15 protein-coding genes are annotated in these 14,901 nt (G+C 53.3%); 7 read left to right on the top strand and 8 right to left on the bottom strand.

From position 1 onward, the window contains the following. The first annotated feature begins 90 nt into the window (after nucleotides 1-90). Genes ppdD through hofC form a run of 3 tightly spaced genes read left to right on the top strand, consistent with a single transcriptional unit; the run spans nucleotide 91 to nucleotide 3,114 of the window. Nucleotides 91-534, top strand: coding sequence for a prepilin peptidase-dependent pilin (gene ppdD / locus VIJ98_RS03480; protein ID WP_154154180.1), 444 nt, complete (start codon nucleotides 91-93; stop codon nucleotides 532-534). Continuing rightward, nucleotides 534-1,922 (top strand): type II secretion system protein GspE, encoded by a 1,389-nt coding sequence (gspE, locus tag VIJ98_RS03475; protein WP_323272292.1) that lies wholly within the window; start codon nucleotides 534-536, stop codon nucleotides 1,920-1,922. Before ppdD ends, gspE begins: the two co-directional genes overlap by 1 nt. Next, a complete protein-coding gene (gene hofC, locus VIJ98_RS03470; RefSeq protein ID WP_323272290.1) occupies nucleotides 1,915-3,114 on the top strand; it encodes a protein transport protein HofC in 1,200 nt (399 codons plus the stop codon). Before gspE ends, hofC begins: the two co-directional genes overlap by 8 nt. Nucleotides 3,115-3,147: 33 nt before the next feature. Here hofC and VIJ98_RS03465 read toward each other — a convergent pair whose 3' ends face one another. Further along, a complete protein-coding gene (locus tag VIJ98_RS03465; RefSeq protein WP_258144602.1) occupies nucleotides 3,148-4,188 on the bottom strand; it encodes a GMP reductase in 1,041 nt (346 codons plus the stop codon). A 218-nt stretch (nucleotides 4,189-4,406) separates the two neighbouring features. Between VIJ98_RS03465 and coaE the strand changes: the two genes are divergently transcribed. From coaE to yacG, 3 genes are read left to right on the top strand one after another with little or no spacing between them, the layout of a single operon-like run. Continuing rightward, entirely contained in the window at nucleotides 4,407-5,015 is a 609-nt protein-coding gene (coaE, locus tag VIJ98_RS03460; protein ID WP_256695615.1) for a dephospho-CoA kinase, read from the top strand. 4 nt (nucleotides 5,016-5,019) lie between these two features. Next, nucleotides 5,020-5,763: a cell division protein ZapD gene (gene zapD, locus VIJ98_RS03455; RefSeq protein ID WP_154192989.1), complete on the top strand. Its 744-nt coding sequence runs from the start codon at nucleotides 5,020-5,022 to the stop codon at nucleotides 5,761-5,763. An 8-nt stretch (nucleotides 5,764-5,771) separates the two neighbouring features. After that, entirely contained in the window at nucleotides 5,772-5,969 is a 198-nt protein-coding gene (yacG, locus tag VIJ98_RS03450) for a DNA gyrase inhibitor YacG (RefSeq protein WP_064737573.1), read from the top strand. Between the two features lie 27 nt (nucleotides 5,970-5,996). On the opposite strand, the gene mutT is transcribed toward yacG, so the two are convergent. Next, entirely contained in the window at nucleotides 5,997-6,392 is a 396-nt protein-coding gene (gene mutT, locus VIJ98_RS03445) for an 8-oxo-dGTP diphosphatase MutT (RefSeq protein ID WP_179451974.1), read from the bottom strand. A gap of 186 nt (nucleotides 6,393-6,578) precedes the next feature. Here mutT and VIJ98_RS03440 point away from each other — a divergent pair, with 186 nt between their 5' ends. Next, complete coding sequence (locus tag VIJ98_RS03440; protein ID WP_110867527.1) at nucleotides 6,579-6,965, top strand: response regulator; 387 nt, start codon at nucleotides 6,579-6,581, stop codon at nucleotides 6,963-6,965. Nucleotides 6,966-7,005: 40 nt separating this feature from the next. On the opposite strand, the gene secA is transcribed toward VIJ98_RS03440, so the two are convergent. From secA to ftsQ, 6 genes are all read right to left on the bottom strand, one after another. After that, nucleotides 7,006-9,711, bottom strand: coding sequence for a preprotein translocase subunit SecA (secA, locus tag VIJ98_RS03435; RefSeq protein WP_154154201.1), 2,706 nt, complete (start codon nucleotides 9,709-9,711; stop codon nucleotides 7,006-7,008). A gap of 76 nt (nucleotides 9,712-9,787) precedes the next feature. Continuing rightward, the gene (gene secM / locus VIJ98_RS03430; RefSeq protein WP_323272285.1) at nucleotides 9,788-10,288 is read right to left on the bottom strand and encodes a secA translation cis-regulator SecM; all 501 of its coding nucleotides are present in this window, start codon (nucleotides 10,286-10,288) and stop codon (nucleotides 9,788-9,790) included. Nucleotides 10,289-10,562: 274 nt separating this feature from the next. Further along, entirely contained in the window at nucleotides 10,563-11,480 is a 918-nt protein-coding gene (gene lpxC, locus VIJ98_RS03425; RefSeq protein WP_007888639.1) for a UDP-3-O-acyl-N-acetylglucosamine deacetylase, read from the bottom strand. Nucleotides 11,481-11,581: 101 nt separating this feature from the next. Then, complete coding sequence (gene ftsZ, locus VIJ98_RS03420; RefSeq protein WP_008108602.1) at nucleotides 11,582-12,736, bottom strand: cell division protein FtsZ; 1,155 nt, start codon at nucleotides 12,734-12,736, stop codon at nucleotides 11,582-11,584. Nucleotides 12,737-12,807: 71 nt separating this feature from the next. Continuing rightward, nucleotides 12,808-14,064 carry a cell division protein FtsA gene (ftsA, locus tag VIJ98_RS03415; protein ID WP_007888634.1) on the bottom strand — a complete coding sequence of 419 codons (1,257 nt, stop codon included), beginning with the start codon at nucleotides 14,062-14,064 and terminating at the stop codon, nucleotides 12,808-12,810. Continuing rightward, a complete protein-coding gene (gene ftsQ, locus VIJ98_RS03410) occupies nucleotides 14,061-14,900 on the bottom strand; it encodes a cell division protein FtsQ (protein ID WP_154192991.1) in 840 nt (279 codons plus the stop codon). Before ftsQ ends, ftsA begins: the two co-directional genes overlap by 4 nt. Nucleotide 14,901: the final 1 nt, after the last annotated feature.

The following is a 14,901-nucleotide window of genomic DNA, read 5'->3' as shown; positions in this document are numbered from 1 at the left end:
TGCGTGATGCTTTCCAGCCTCGCGCAGGCCTGACTTCCGCTTTTCCTCGCCCTTTTCTACCGTAGCGGTTCCACAACAAGGAGCCTCACTATGGACAGACAACGCGGTTTTACCCTTATCGAATTGATGATTGTGATTGGCATCGTCGCCATTCTCAGCGCCATCGGTTTACCGGCCTACCAAAACTACCTGCAACGCGCAGCACTCACCGACATGCTGCAAACCATGGTTTCGTACAAAACAGCCGTAGAACTCTGCGCCATTGAACGTGGCGGACCGGCGCAGTGTCAGGCAGGACAACGCGGCATTCCGGTGGCCAAAGGTTCGCGCTATGTGGCAACGCTCAGCGTCGTTAATGGAACCATCAACCTGACCGGCCAGGAAAGTCTCAGCGGATTGACGGTTGAAATGCTGCCAATCTGGAGCGCAACCGATGGCACGTTGAGCTGGCAACGCAGTTGCACCAGCGATAACAGCAGCCTACGCGATAGCTGCCTCGAGCAGTTCCGCTTTGCTGATAAGGATGCCAACTGATGGACAATCCTAATAGTGCGCTGAATGCGTTGTGCGCACGTTATCAGGCGGTGATTCTGCATCACGACGCTACGCTGCTGCGCGTTGCAGTAGCCGACACGCCCGATCCACTGCTGCTGGAGGCGTTACAGTTCGCTAGTCAGTGCAAGGTGGATGTCGAGTGCTGGCCTGCAGCACGCCTTGAGCAGTTACTGCACGAACCGGATGCCGCCGCAGCACCGCGAGAACATGCCAGCGCGGAGTCAGCGATTAACGCGGTCGATCAGATTTTGCGTCAGGCCATTCAGCGCCGTGCCTCAGATGTGCATTTCGAACCACAGCGCCATGGATTGCGGGTGCGCCTGCGCATCGATGGCGTGTTGCACAAACTGCCTCAGCCCTCAGAAGCACAACCCGCTGCGATTTTGGCGCGCCTGAAAATCCTCGGTGGATTGGACATCGCCGAACGGCGTCTACCGCAGGACGGACAGTTTACGCTGGCAATAGACGACAAACTGGCAGCGTTTCGTCTTTCAACGCTGCCGGTAAGTCAGGGTGAAAAAGCCGTGGTACGGCTGCTGCAAAGTGAAAACAGCGCCATCACGCTCGATAAACTCGGCATGCCCGCAGCACAGCTGCGTTTGCTGAAAAGTGCGCTGGCGAAACCGCAGGGTTTGATTCTGGTCACCGGCCCGACCGGCAGCGGTAAAACCTTCACGCTCTATAACGGATTAAGCGCGCTGAACGTGCCGGAAAAGAATGTATGCAGCGTGGAAGATCCGGTTGAGATCCCGCTGGATGGCATTAATCAAACGCAGATCCAGCCGCGCAGCGGACTCGATTTCAACCGTGTACTGCGCGCCCTACTGCGTCAGGATCCCGATGTGATTATGGTGGGGGAAATCCGTGACGCCGAGACGGCCAGCATCGCCGTCAAAGCAGCTCAGACCGGCCATCTGGTGCTTTCCACACTGCATACCAACTCAACCGCAGAAACGTTGACACGTCTGCGCCAGATGGATATTCCCGGCTATCTGCTGGGTCCCGCTTTGCAGTTGGTGGTGGCGCAGCGTCTGGTCAGGCGCCTGTGCGTGCATTGTCGCCAGCCGGGACAAGCTATCGCCCATCTGCCAGCCGAACTCTGGCCGGGTACGCTGCAAACCTGGCGAGCGCCCGGCTGCGATCACTGCTTCTCCGGCTATTACGGGCGGCTGGCGCTGTTTGAAGTCTTGCCGGTAACCAGCAAATTGCAAAATGCTATCTCGGCTGATATGCCGCTGGAACATCTGCTCACGCTGGCAAATGAACAGGGAATGAAAACCTTGCTGGCTGCGGGGCTGGAAGCAGTAAGTCGCGGCGATACGTCCTTTGAAGAGATGCAGCGCGTGGTGGGATTGGGCGATGGCTAATCTCTATCATTTCCGCTGGCAGGCGCTCGATATCATGGGCGTGCTGCAGGAAGGCGAATCACTCAATGCCAGCCAGGATACGTTGCTCAATCAACTCTCCGATCGCGGCATGCTGACGGTGAGCTGGCAGCGTGGAAAATGCTGGCGTTCGCGCGACTGGAAGTGGCAGCAGAAAATCGACCTGGTGCGGCAACTGGCGACGCTGCTGAAGGCCGGCTTGCCGCTGGCGGAAAGTTTGATTCTGTTGGCAGAAGGCCATCCCCATGCCGGTTGGCGGGTATTACTTAAGGGATTGCAGCGCCGCGTTATCGCCGGTGAGCCCTTCTCGCAAGCCTTGAAGGAGTGGCCGCAGATCTTTCCACCATTGTTTCCCGCTTTGATGCAAGTGGGTGAGTTAACCGGCCAGCTCGATGAGTGCTGTCGCCAGTTGGCACAGCAGCAAAGTAAACAGCAATACTTACGGCAGAAAGTGGTCAAGGCGCTGCGTTATCCGCTGTTTATCTTGCTGGTGGCGCTGGCGGTCAGTGCTGGCATGCTGCTGTTTGTTTTGCCGGAGTTTGTCTCCGTCTATGCCAGCTTTGATGCACCGCTGCCCGCTTTTACTGCCGCAGTGATGTCGCTCTCAGAACTGCTGCAAAAAGCTGCACTGCCGCTGTCGCTGATATGCGCCGTATTTATCGGGATTGTGCAGCAAATTTATCGTCGTTCAGTAGCGTGGCAAAAGCGCGTCCATCAATGGCTGCTGCGCATGCCGCTGTTATCACCGCTGTGGCGCGGCGGGCAGCTCAGCCAGATATACGCCATCCTGCAACTTACGCAGCAATCCGGTTTAACCCTGCTGCAAAGTCTGCAGGCGGTTGAGGTGACGCTGGTTTCCCGGTTGTGGCGCGATGCCATCATTCAGTTGCAGCAACACATTGCTGCGGGTGCGCCGCTGCATCAGGCGCTGCAACAACATCTGCTGTTCACTCCCCTTTGTGCCCAGCTAATCCGAGTAGGCGAAGAAGCGGGTGCGCTGGATGTGATGCTGGCGCGTCTGGCGGAATGGCATGAAGCACAAACGTTAGCGCGCGCTGATGCTCTGGCGGCATCGCTGGAACCGATGATGATGGTGGTAATTGGCGGAATTGTTGGCACGTTAGTGATTGCGATATATCTGCCGGTATTTGGTCTTGGCGATGCAATTCGCTAACGGGCACGCGCGATGCGCGCCCGTTGTCTGAGATCAACGCGTGAACACGCGGTTCTCTTGTTCAGCGACGCGGATAAAGGTGGTGCGTTTCGTCAGCTCTTTCAATCGTTCGGCACCGACGTAGGTACAGGCTGAGCGCAAGCCACCGAGGATATCTTTAACCGTCTCCTCAACCGGGCCGCGCACCGGTAGGCGCACGGTTTTTCCTTCCGCCGCACGGTATTGCGCAACACCGCCAACGTGGCGTTTCATTGCCGATTCGGAGCTCATGCCGTAGAACAGCATAAATTTCTCGCCCTGATCTTCAACGACGGTTCCTTCGCACTCATCATGGGCCGCAAGCATGCCGCCGAGCATGGTGAAGTCTGCGCCACCACCAAAAGCTTTGGCAATGTCACCCGGAACCGAGCAGCCGCCGTCGCTGACGATCTGTCCGCCTAAGCCGTGTGCCGCATCCGCGCACTCGATAACGGCCGAAAGCTGAGGATAGCCAACGCCAGTTTTAACGCGTGTGGTGCAAACCGAGCCGGGACCAATGCCCACTTTGACGATGTCTGCGCCAGACAAAATCAGCTCTTCCACCATTTCACCGGTGACCACGTTACCTGCGCAGATGGTTTTACCTGGGAAGCTTTCACGTACGCGCAGCAGGAACTGAACAAAGTGCTCAGAGTAGCCGTTAGCAACGTCGATGCAGATAAAGTTAAGCTGCGGCGATAACGCCAGAATGGCAGATAATTTGGTGAAATCTGATTCTGAGGTACCGGATGAGACCATTACATGACCCAGCACCGCCGCTGGCACGCGCTGCACAAATGTCTGCCACTCTTGCACGCTGTAGTGTTTATGCACTGCGGTCAGAACGTTAAAACTCGCCAGGGCTTCAGCCATCGTGAAAGTACCGACGGTATCCATGTTGGCGGCAATAATCGGTATGCCGCTCCAGTTCAAGCCTGAGTGTTTAAAGGTGAAGGTGCGTTCCAGTTCAACCTCGGAACGGCTTTTCAATGTGGAACGTTTTGGGCGGATCAAAACATCTTTAAAGCCCAGTTTTAGATCTTCTTCAATGCGCATAGCTGATTATCCTGGTTAGTGACGACGAACCGCGGTTCGGGTAGCGCTCACGGCTCCAGTGTCGTTATCATACGCGCCATTCGTTCCGCGACAAGACTGCGAATTTCACTTTATTTAGGCTACAATCCCTTAAATTTAGCTGAGAAAATTGATTGTGATCATGCTCTCATCTTGCTGTGGTTAATCGCCACTCACGATATAAATTTTGCGAGAACGCTATGCCTTATACCGTTGCGCTCACCGGCGGCATTGGCAGTGGTAAAACCACTATTGCCAATGCTTTCGCAGCGCTAGGCGTTGATATTATTGACGCTGACGTCATTGCCAGAGAAGTTGTTGAGCCAGGAACGCCGGCCTTAAAGGCGATTGCTCAACGTCATGGAGACACCATTCTGACGGCAGAAGGCACGCTCTATCGTGCACGGCTTCGTGAAATTATTTTCCAGCAGCCGCAAGAGAAAAACTGGCTCAATCAATTGCTTCATCCACTCATTAATGCCCGCACGCAACAATTAAAGTTACTGGCTACTTCACCTTATGTGCTTTGGGTGGTGCCGCTGTTGGTCGAAAACGGCTTACAGCATCAGGCCGATCGCGTGTTGGTTGTGGATGTGGATACCGCCACGCAGTTGCAACGCACACAACAGCGGGATGGCATTTCGCTGAGTCAGGCGAAAAATATTCTTGCCGCACAGGCCAGTCGCGAACAGCGCATAGCCTGTGCGGATGACATCATTGATAACAGCGGTACACCTGAGCAGGTGCTACCGCGTGTTGCTGAGCTTCACCAGCGCTATCTGCGCCTGGCAGCAACCGGAAAGGATTAACATCATGAGCACAGTGGTTCTGTTTGAACACCCTTTGAATGAGAAGATGCGTACCTGGCTGCGCGTCGAATATCTGATTGATCAGTTGCATGAAACGGTGCCGGTTAGCGGTTCGGTATCAGCACTTGGCGTGTTCCGCATCCTCAGTGATTTGCTGGATATTTTTGAGCGCGGCGATATGCGCACTGAATTGCTAAAAGAACTGGAGCGCCAACAGCAAAAGTTACGCGCATGGCTGGATGTGCCGGGCATTGACGAACTGCGCGTGAATAATTTGCGTCAGCAGTTGAAGCAATACTCAAGCGAACTGATGGCAGCACCGCGCATGGGCCAACAGTTACGAGAAGATCGCCTGGTTGCTCTGGTGCGTCAGCGTCTGAGCATTCCCGGCGGCTGCTGCAGTTTCGATCTACCAAGCCTGCATATCTGGCTGCATCAGGAGCAAGCGGTGCGTGATATTCAGGTCAATGGCTGGCTGGAATCACTGAATCCGCTGCGCAATAGTTTGACCATGATCCTCGACTTAGTGCGTCAGTCTGGCGTCTTTCGTCATCAAACCAGCCTCAACGGCTTTTATCAGGATAACGCCGAAGGATCTGATTTGCTGCGCCTGCAATTGACGCTGGAAGACGCGCTCTATCCGCAAGTCTCGGGCCACAAAAGCCGTTATGCGATTCGTTTCCTGCCGTTAGACAGCGAACGCGGAGAAGTACCAGCGCGACTAAATTTTGAACTAGCTTGTTGTTAGAGGAAGTTATGCCGGAAGAGATGATTACCGTACCTTGCCCCAACTGTCGTCGCGATGTGATTTGGGATGAGTTGAGCCCGTGGCGGCCATTCTGCAGTAAACGTTGCCAGCTGATTGATTTAGGTGAATGGGCAGCAGAAGAGAAACGCATTCCCAGCAGTGGTGACCAGATGGACAGCGACGACTGGAGCGAAGAACAGCAGTAAAAAGTAAGGGGCTTTCCGCCCCTTCACTTAAATTTCGCCAGCCACTAATCGGCTGATCAGTTCATGGTTCGCAGGCGGAAATTCATCCGCGATCAAATCCTGCTGTTCGACCCAACGCTGTGGCTGACCTTCACGGCCATAAGGCTCGCCGTTCCAGCCTTCAACCAGAAAGAAATGCAGCGTAACGCGCAGATCTTCATAACTGTGATCGGCCTGACCAATTGCGCTTGCCGATGTGACTTCAATACCGGTTTCTTCCATCAACTCACGCTTGAGCGCCTGCTCGGCAGATTCATCTTGTTCAATTTTTCCGCCAGGAAACTCCCATTTATTAGCCATATAGGAGCTTGCCGCACGCTGGGCAAGGAAGATTTGACGTTCTGTATTGCGAATGATGCCCACCGCAACCTGCAGGTGTTTCATAAGCTGGATTCCGCTTTTAATAAATGAGCGCTGAGTGTAAATCAGACATGGAGTGATGTTAACCGTTGAGAGGAAAGTGACGTCCCGCGCCGCACAAAAGCCAGTGATTAAGACATGTCGTAATGATCGCAACCGGGAATGTTGGGAATACTCGCAGCCACTTTCTTCTGCCAAACCCGATTACCTATGGAATTCAAAGAAACAACGTTTCTGGCGCAAAATACGCCGGAACAATTACATGCCCTACGCCATCTGGTATTTCATGACATCCTGACGTTAGACAGTGCTAAGAACACCTTAACATGGTGGCCTGAACACAAAGTTATTTCGTTGAATGAAGCGCAAAAACGATTTTTCTCCTGCCTGCTGCTGCGGATTACCTCAAAGCGTCAGATTATTGCCACGGTATGGAATGAGAGCTATCCGAGCATTAGCGACAACAATTACCATCAGCTACTGTTCCAAAGCCGGGCGCTGTTAAAGCGAGCTGGCTTGCCGGATGGTCTGCTGGTGACGCTGCCGTATCATGGCGTGCGCCTAAACGAAGAGAAACTAATGGCGATAACTCGCTAAATCGTAAGCGAAAAAAAGGAGCCCGAAGGCTCCTTTTTTATCAGGCCAGACGACCGTGGCACTGTTTGTATTTTTTGCCGGAACCACATGGGCAAAGATCGTTACGCCCCACTTTACGCTCTCCGCCTTGTGCGGCTAACGCTTCGGCTGCGGCGGTGGCATCATCAACGTGGCTCAGCTGTTGCTGCTGCGCTAAACGCTCTGCTTCCTCACGGCGCTGTTGCTCCATCGCTTCCACTTCTTCTGGCATGCGCACCTGAACTTTGCTCAGGGTGCTGATTACTTCGTATTTCAGTGATTCCAGCATCGCCGCAAACATAGAGAAGGATTCACGCTTGTATTCCTGCTTCGGATCTTTCTGCGCATAACCACGCAGATGAATACCCTGACGCAGATAATCCATCGCCGCAAGATGCTCTTTCCACAACGAATCCAGCGTTTGCAGCATCACGCCTTTCTCGAAGTTGCGCATCATCTCTTCGCCGACCACTTCTTCTTTGGCAGCATAGTTTTCCGCAGCGTGAGTCATGATGCGTTCGCGCAGCGTCTCTTCATGAAGATCGGGCTCTTTATCCAACCACTCAGCAATAGGCAGATTCAGATCAAAGTCGTTACGCAGACGCTCTTCCAGACCGGCAACATCCCACATCTCTTCCAGTGACTGCGGCGGAATGTAGGTATCAATGGTGGTTTTGTAGACGTCTTCACGAATGCTGTTGATGGTTTCAGACACATCAGACACATCCAGCAGTTCGTTACGCTGGCTGTAGATGGCGCGACGCTGATCGTTAGCAACGTCATCGTATTCCAGCAGCTGTTTACGAATATCGAAGTTGCGGCTTTCCACTTTACGCTGAGCGTTGGCAATCGCTTTGGTCACCCATGGATGCTCAATTGCTTCGCCTGGCTTCATGCCCAGTTTACGCATCATGTTCGATACGCGATCTGAAGCAAAGATACGCATCAATGCATCTTCCATCGACAGGTAGAAGCGTGAAGAACCAGCATCACCCTGACGACCCGCACGACCACGCAGCTGGTTATCGATACGGCGAGATTCGTGACGCTCAGTACCAATGATGTGCAGACCGCCCGCAGCCAGCACCGCATCGTGACGCAGTTTCCACGCCTCTTTCATCGCCTGAATCTGTTCTTCGGTTGGCTCGTCCATCGCGGCAAGCTCAGCCTGCCAGCTACCGCCCAGCACGATATCGGTACCACGACCGGCCATGTTGGTTGCGATGGTAACCGCTGCAGGTTGACCCGCCTGAGCAACGATATCCGCTTCGCTGGCGTGGAATTTGGCGTTCAGTACGCTGTGCTTAATGCCCGCGCGCGTCAGTTCGTTGGAAACGACTTCCGATTTTTCAATCGAAATGGTACCCACCAACACCGGCTGCCCTTTGGCGGTACAGGCACGGATGTCTTCGATAATGGCGTCGATCTTCTCTTTCTCGGTCATGTAGACCAGATCGGCCATATCTTTACGCACCATCGGACGGTTGGTTGGCACCACGATAGTGTCGAGTTTGTAGATGGAGCTGAATTCAAATGCTTCTGTATCTGCGGTACCGGTCATGCCGGCCAGTTTCTCGTAGATACGGAAGTAGTTCTGGAAGGTTATGGAAGCCAGCGTCTGGTTTTCATTCTGGATTTCCACGCCTTCTTTCGCTTCAACCGCCTGATGCAGACCATCTGACCAGCGGCGACCTTGCATGGTACGACCGGTGTGCTCATCAACGATGACCACTTCGCCATCTTTAACGATGTAATCAACATCGCGAGTGAAGAGTGCATGAGCACGCAGCGCCGCAGTAACATGGTGCATCAACATGATATTGGTCGGTGAGTAGAGTGACTCGCCTTCTACCATGATGTTTTGGCTTACCAGCAGCTCTTCGACTTTTACCAGACCGCGCTCGCTCATGTGTGCCTGGCGCGCTTTTTCATCGACCCAGAAATCACCTTCGCCCTGGAAGGTTTCAGAGTCTTCTTTTTCCTGACGCACCAGATGCGGGATGATCTTATTAACTTTGGTATACAGCTCAGAACTGTCTTCAGCTGGACCAGAGATGATCAGTGGCGTACGCGCTTCATCGATCAGGATTGAGTCGACTTCATCCACCAATGCGTAATGCAATTTACGCTGCACACGCTCTTCCGGGCTGAACGCCATGTTGTCGCGCAGGTAGTCGAAGCCGTATTCGTTATTGGTGCCGTAGGTAATATCAGCGGCATAAGCTGCACGCTTCGCCACGGCCGGCATGTTTGGCAGGTTAATGCCGATGGTCAGGCCAAGGAATTCAAACAGTGCACGGTTATTTTCGGCGTCACGCTGCGCCAGATAGTCGTTGACGGTAACAACGTGCACACCTTTGCCACTCAGCGCGTTCAGGTAAGCGGGCAATGTCGCAGTCAGGGTTTTACCTTCACCAGTACGCATCTCTGCGATGCAGCGCTCGTTGAGCACCATGCCGCCAATCAACTGCACATCAAAGTGACGCATACCGAATACGCGTTTACTTGCTTCACGTACGGTGGCAAAGGCTTCAGGAATCAGGCTCTCAAGGCTCTCGCCTTTTTTTAGACGCTCACGGAACAGGTCAGTTTTCGCTTTCAATTCATCGTCAGAGAGCTTAACGAAATCCGGCTCCATCTTATTGATGACGTCTACGATTTTACGCATACGGCGCAGAGTACGATCATTGCTGCTGCCGAACACTTTAGTTAACAATTTGATTAACATGATAAATTTTTCTCAATTCAGCCGTGATCTCACGGACTGCAAAATCTAATACAGGATGTGGAAAAAACGTTAGCAGTTAAGCAATGAAAGGCCCGGCGCGGATGCCATGAATAGCAGCCTGCCAATCAGCAGAGGAAAGGATTTGCGGTTCGTTGTGACGCAGGTTTTGTTGCGGCTCAACAACAGTCAGCGCTTGCGCCGGCGAAGTCAGCAGCGCCTGAAGCGAACCAATCAACGCCAGCTTTTGTGCCGCCAGCGGCACAGCTTGATCGGCCTCAGTCTGAGCGGGCGGCGTCATGCTAAACGAAAGGTGGCGAATAACCGTGCGAATCGCATGCTGGTGCCAGTAATCGACGTTAAAATTCGGTCGACGCGCGCTTTCCTGCAGACGAATAAGATGATCAAAGTGGACAACATTGCCGACAAACAAGCTGCTGATCGGCGAATCATTTGCTTTGGGCTCAGCACTTTGCGCGCAGGCAGGCAAACCTAAACTGGCCGCCACCATCCCCAACAGGAGATGTGGCCAGAAATAGCGTCTGCCTAATTGTCGCCAGCGTGAGAAAATCCCGATCACAATCCGTCCACAATGCATTGAATAAAGTGATAAAGCGGTCGCCAAAATTAGCGTTACCCAGCTTATATGAGCGCCAGATGATAGCACTTATGTGGGGCTTCGACACCAGTGATTAAAGGGGCTTCGGCGGAATTCACGTTTTTTTGTACAGGGTTTCGCCACTCACTACAGCGAATTGAGATCGGTTTGGCAGGATTAAAAGCGAGGCAATAAAAAACGGCAGGTTCAACTGAACGGAGAGGGTGTCAGCGAAACCTGCCGTTTTATGTCTGACTTACGCCAGAACTAAATTTGGTGCTTTGAATGCCAGTGGCAGTTCAGCTTCATCTTCGAAGGTCGCCCATTCCCAGGCTTCCTGCTTAGCCAGAACCGCTTGCAGCAACTTGTTATTCAACGCATGGCCAGATTTAAAGGCGGTAAACGCGCCGATAACATTGTGGCCGCACATGAACAGGTCGCCGATCGCATCGAGCATTTTATGACGAACAAATTCGTCTTCAAAGCGCAGACCGTCTTCGTTTAATACGCGGAAATCATCGAGGCCAATCGCACAATCTAAACTACCGCCCAGGCACAGGCCTTTAGACTGCAGATATTCGATTTCACGCATAAAGCCAAAAGTGCGCGCACGGCTGATTTGGCGAACAAAGTTCTCAGCCGAGAAGTTGAGCTGGTAACGCTGCGAGCTTGAGTCAATCGCTGGATGTTTGAAGTCGATAGTAAAGTCGAGTGAGAAACCGTTATACGGTTTGATCTCGGCCCACTTATCGCCATCTTCCACACGCACCGTTTGCTTAACGCGTACGAATTTCTTCGCGCTGTTCAGCTCTTCGATGCCTGCGTCCATCAGCAGATAGACAAAAGGCGCGGCACTGCCATCCATAATCGGGATTTCCGGTGCATCAACTTCGACAATAATGTTGTCAATGCCCAAGCCCGCCAATGCGGCGTTCAGATGTTCGACTGTTGAAATACGCACGCCTTCATCATTCACCAGGCAAGTACTCAGCATGGTGTCGCGCACATATTTTGCATCAGCCGGGAAATCTACCGGTGGATTCAAGTCAGTGCGACGATAGATGACCCCGGTGTTAGCCGACGCAGGGCGTAACGTCAGTGTGACTTTCTTGCCGGTATGTAAACCGACACCAGTCGCCTGAACAATACGTTTTAATGTCCTTTGTTTGATCATCGCTTTATCTCGCAATATTACCTGTCCGACCGCCAGTATAAATTACCAGCGGGCGAATACTTTAGCACAAAGAGCGGAGAATCCCAATTCTCGGGATATTCTTAGTCTGCCTGCTTACGCAAGAAGGCTGGAATATCAAGGTAATCGGGTTCTTTGCTGGATGCCGCCGGTTGGTCATTCACCACTTTCGCAGCCGGTTTCTGCTCCTGCGGCAGCGGCGCCATGCCGTGCTGCTGGTAGCGATGATCCATCACTGGCTGAGTGGCCGGTTTGTTGGTCACCAGAGTAATTTCAGGGCGCTTATCCATGCCGATGCCGGTTGCAACGACGGTCACACGCAGTTCGTCGTTCATCTCTGGATCCAGAGAAGTACCGATAACTACGGTTGCGTTGTCAGATGCGAAGGCGCGGATGGTGTTACCCACGGTTTCGAACTCATCAAGACGCAGGTCGAAGCCCGCAGTGATGTTGACCAGCACGCCGCGCGCGCCAGACAGATCGATGTCTTCCAACAGTGGAGAAGAGATCGCCATTTCTGCCGCTTCTTCTGCACGGTCTTCACCACATGCCACGCCGGAACCCATCATGGCGTAACCCATTTCTGACATCACGGTACGCACGTCCGCGAAGTCGACGTTCATCAGGCCAGGACGCGTAATCAGTTCAGCGATACCCTGTACTGCGCCTTTCAATACGTCGTTGGCTGCACCGAACGCATCCAACAGAGAAATACCGCGACCCAGAACTTTCAGCAGCTTGTCATTTGGAATAGTGATCAGTGAATCGACATGCTTCGACAGTTCTGCGATACCCTGCTCAGCAAAAGCCATACGCTTTTTGCCTTCAAAGTTGAATGGCTTAGTCACCACCGCAACAGTCAGGATACCCAAATCTTTTGCCACTTCAGCCACAACTGGCGCTGCACCGGTACCGGTACCGCCGCCCATGCCTGCTGCGATGAACACCATGTCTGCACCATCCAGCGCAGCACGCAGTGCTTCGCGATCCTCTTCTGCAGAGTTACGACCCACTTCTGGGTTCGCACCTGCACCAAGACCTTTAGTGATATTGGTCCCGATCTGGATCGTCTGGCCGACCGCTGTCTTACGCAACGCTTGCGCGTCGGTGTTTACAGCGAAGAATTCCACACCTTCGATACGCTCGCGTACCATGTGCTCTACGGCGTTGCCACCGCCACCGCCGACGCCGATGACTTTAATCACCGCGTCATTGGTTAATTCCATAGGTTCAAACATGATTTCTCTCCGTTATGTGCCTGTCGCCTGGAGATCATAAACATTGCCAGCATGATCTCCTTTTTCAAAAATTAAAATTCTTTCTTCAGCCAGCTGTTGATTCGTTTAAACCAGTTGCCCACTGAAGCACGTTTTTCCGTTTCTGCATCACCGTTCATGTGTGACTCTTTGCCGTAATGCAGCAGGCCAACTGCCGTAGAGTAATACGGCTCCTGCGCATAATCTGTCAGGCCGGTGATGTTAAGCGGCTGTCCGATGCGCACTTGCGTGTGGAACACGCGCTGTGCGCAGGCTGCCAAACCTTCAATCTGCGCCGCACCACCGGTCAGCACGATACCGGCCGCCAGATGATGTTTCACGCCTTGCTGGCGCAGCTGCTCCTGTAATTGCAGAATCTCGTCGTTGACCAGATTCAACAGTTCGGTGTAACGCGGCTCGATCACTTCAGCCAACGTTTGACGCTGCAGGCTACGTGGTGGACGTCCACCTACGCTCGGCACTTCGACATTTTCGTCTTTGCCGACAATCGAGCCCAATGCACAACCGTGACGCACTTTAATCGCTTCTGCGTCGGTCGGCGGTGTACCAAAAGCGTAGGCGATATCGCTGGTTACCACGTTCCCGGCATAAGGAATCACTTTGGTATGACGCAGTGCGCCGCCAGTATAGACAGCGATATCCATTGTACCGCCACCGATATCAACAACACAGACGCCCAGCTCACGTTCATCTTCTGTCAACACTGAGAAACTGGATGCCAGGCCGGCAAAAATCAGTTGGTCAACTTTCAGGCCACAACGTTCAACGGCTTTGACAATATTTTTTGCCATATCGTTGTGGCAGGTGATCAAATGTACTTTCGCCTGCATACGCACGCCGGAAAGTCCCACTGGATTCTTGATGCCTTCCTGATAATCGATGGCATATTCCTGCGGAATGACATGCAGGATACGATGCTCATCACGTACGCGAACGGATTTCGCCGTATGCACCACGTTCTCTACATCATCCTGAGTCACTTCCTCTTCCGAAATCGGAACCATCCCGATTTCGTTCTGGCAACTGATATGTTTGCCCGATAAAGCAAGGTAGACCGATGAAATCTGGCAATCCGCCATCAATTCAGCCTGATCGATGGCGCGCTGTACGCATTTCACCACCGACTCCAGATCGTTTACGCCGCCTTTATCCATGCCACGAGACGGGCAACTGCCCACCCCAATAATATTGACCATACCATCGGGCAGAATTTCCCCAACCAGGGCGGACACCTTCGCGGTGCCAATTTCGAGTCCTACTACCAGTTTTCTGTCCGTTGCCTTGATCATTGTGGTTTAGCCTGTGCCTGGTTCTGTTGCTGATTACTGTCCTGTGGCTCTATCGGTGCAGCGGCCCAACCGACTGCGGCGCCCGAATCGTAGCGCAAATCAACGTACGTGATGCGCTGGTTCTGACTCTGGCCCTGCTGCTGCAAATCCGGATAAAGCTCAATAAAACGGTTCAGACGCTTCATGGTATCGCTGCGACCTAATTCGATGCGCACATCGTCACTGGTCACTAATTGCCACGAGCGCCGCGCCGTCATCGACGCGACCTTCAGGGTAAACTTGTTAGCCTTTAACACATCACTCATGGTGTGATAGCCAGCTAACACCTCGTTTTCACTGCCTTCCGGGCCGTACAGCATTGGCAACGCTTCTTTACCAACGTGACTGGCCGGGACGCTGAAGGAGACGCCATCGGCGTCCACCATGTGTGAGTCGTTCCAGCGTGCCACCGGAACGTACTCCACCAGATTTATCTTCAGCTCATCAGGCCACTGCTTGCGCACACTGACCTGCTTAATCCAGGGTAAACGCTCAATCTGCTGCTGGATGATATCCACGTTCTGCGACATGAAAGTTCCCGGCGCGCCAAGCGATAAAATGGCCTGGCGAATATCGTCATGCGTGGTGTAGTGGGTTTGCCCGGTCACCACCAGCTTCGATAACGGCAAGCGTGACGCGTCATTCATCCACTTCAGCACCACGAGGCCGCCCGCCACCATAATGCCCAGCACAATCAGCAGGAACACCATGCCAAACAGTCGCGCACCGTTGCTACGCCCGGAGCGTGTCCGCTCCTGAGGTTCGCGATTGCGTACTCGTATCGCCGCCTGAGACATA

Source organism: Pantoea sp. S18, assembly GCF_045689705.1.
In the GTDB taxonomy this organism is placed as follows: domain Bacteria; phylum Pseudomonadota; class Gammaproteobacteria; order Enterobacterales; family Enterobacteriaceae; genus Pantoea; species Pantoea symbiotica.
The sequence above is the reverse complement of the archived record's forward strand: the minus strand, read 5'-3'. Positions and strand labels throughout refer to the sequence as shown.

Bases quoted from the DNA above. Each gene is read 5' to 3' on its own strand.
- ppdD (WP_154154180.1), top strand. From the start codon at position 91: ATGGACAGACAACGCGGTTTTACCCTTATCGAATTGATGATTGTGATT.
- gspE (WP_323272292.1), top strand. From the start codon at position 534: ATGGACAATCCTAATAGTGCGCTGAATGCGTTGTGCGCACGTTATCAG.
- hofC (WP_323272290.1), top strand. From the start codon at position 1,915: ATGGCTAATCTCTATCATTTCCGCTGGCAGGCGCTCGATATCATGGGC.
- VIJ98_RS03465 (WP_258144602.1), bottom strand. From the start codon at position 4,188: ATGCGCATTGAAGAAGATCTAAAACTGGGCTTTAAAGATGTTTTGATC.
- coaE (WP_256695615.1), top strand. From the start codon at position 4,407: ATGCCTTATACCGTTGCGCTCACCGGCGGCATTGGCAGTGGTAAAACC.
- zapD (WP_154192989.1), top strand. From the start codon at position 5,020: ATGAGCACAGTGGTTCTGTTTGAACACCCTTTGAATGAGAAGATGCGT.
- yacG (WP_064737573.1), top strand. From the start codon at position 5,772: ATGCCGGAAGAGATGATTACCGTACCTTGCCCCAACTGTCGTCGCGAT.
- mutT (WP_179451974.1), bottom strand. From the start codon at position 6,392: ATGAAACACCTGCAGGTTGCGGTGGGCATCATTCGCAATACAGAACGT.
- VIJ98_RS03440 (WP_110867527.1), top strand. From the start codon at position 6,579: ATGGAATTCAAAGAAACAACGTTTCTGGCGCAAAATACGCCGGAACAA.
- secA (WP_154154201.1), bottom strand. From the start codon at position 9,711: ATGTTAATCAAATTGTTAACTAAAGTGTTCGGCAGCAGCAATGATCGT.
- lpxC (WP_007888639.1), bottom strand. From the start codon at position 11,480: ATGATCAAACAAAGGACATTAAAACGTATTGTTCAGGCGACTGGTGTC.
- ftsZ (WP_008108602.1), bottom strand. From the start codon at position 12,736: ATGTTTGAACCTATGGAATTAACCAATGACGCGGTGATTAAAGTCATC.
- ftsA (WP_007888634.1), bottom strand. From the start codon at position 14,064: ATGATCAAGGCAACGGACAGAAAACTGGTAGTAGGACTCGAAATTGGC.
- ftsQ (WP_154192991.1), bottom strand. From the start codon at position 14,900: ATGTCTCAGGCGGCGATACGAGTACGCAATCGCGAACCTCAGGAGCGG.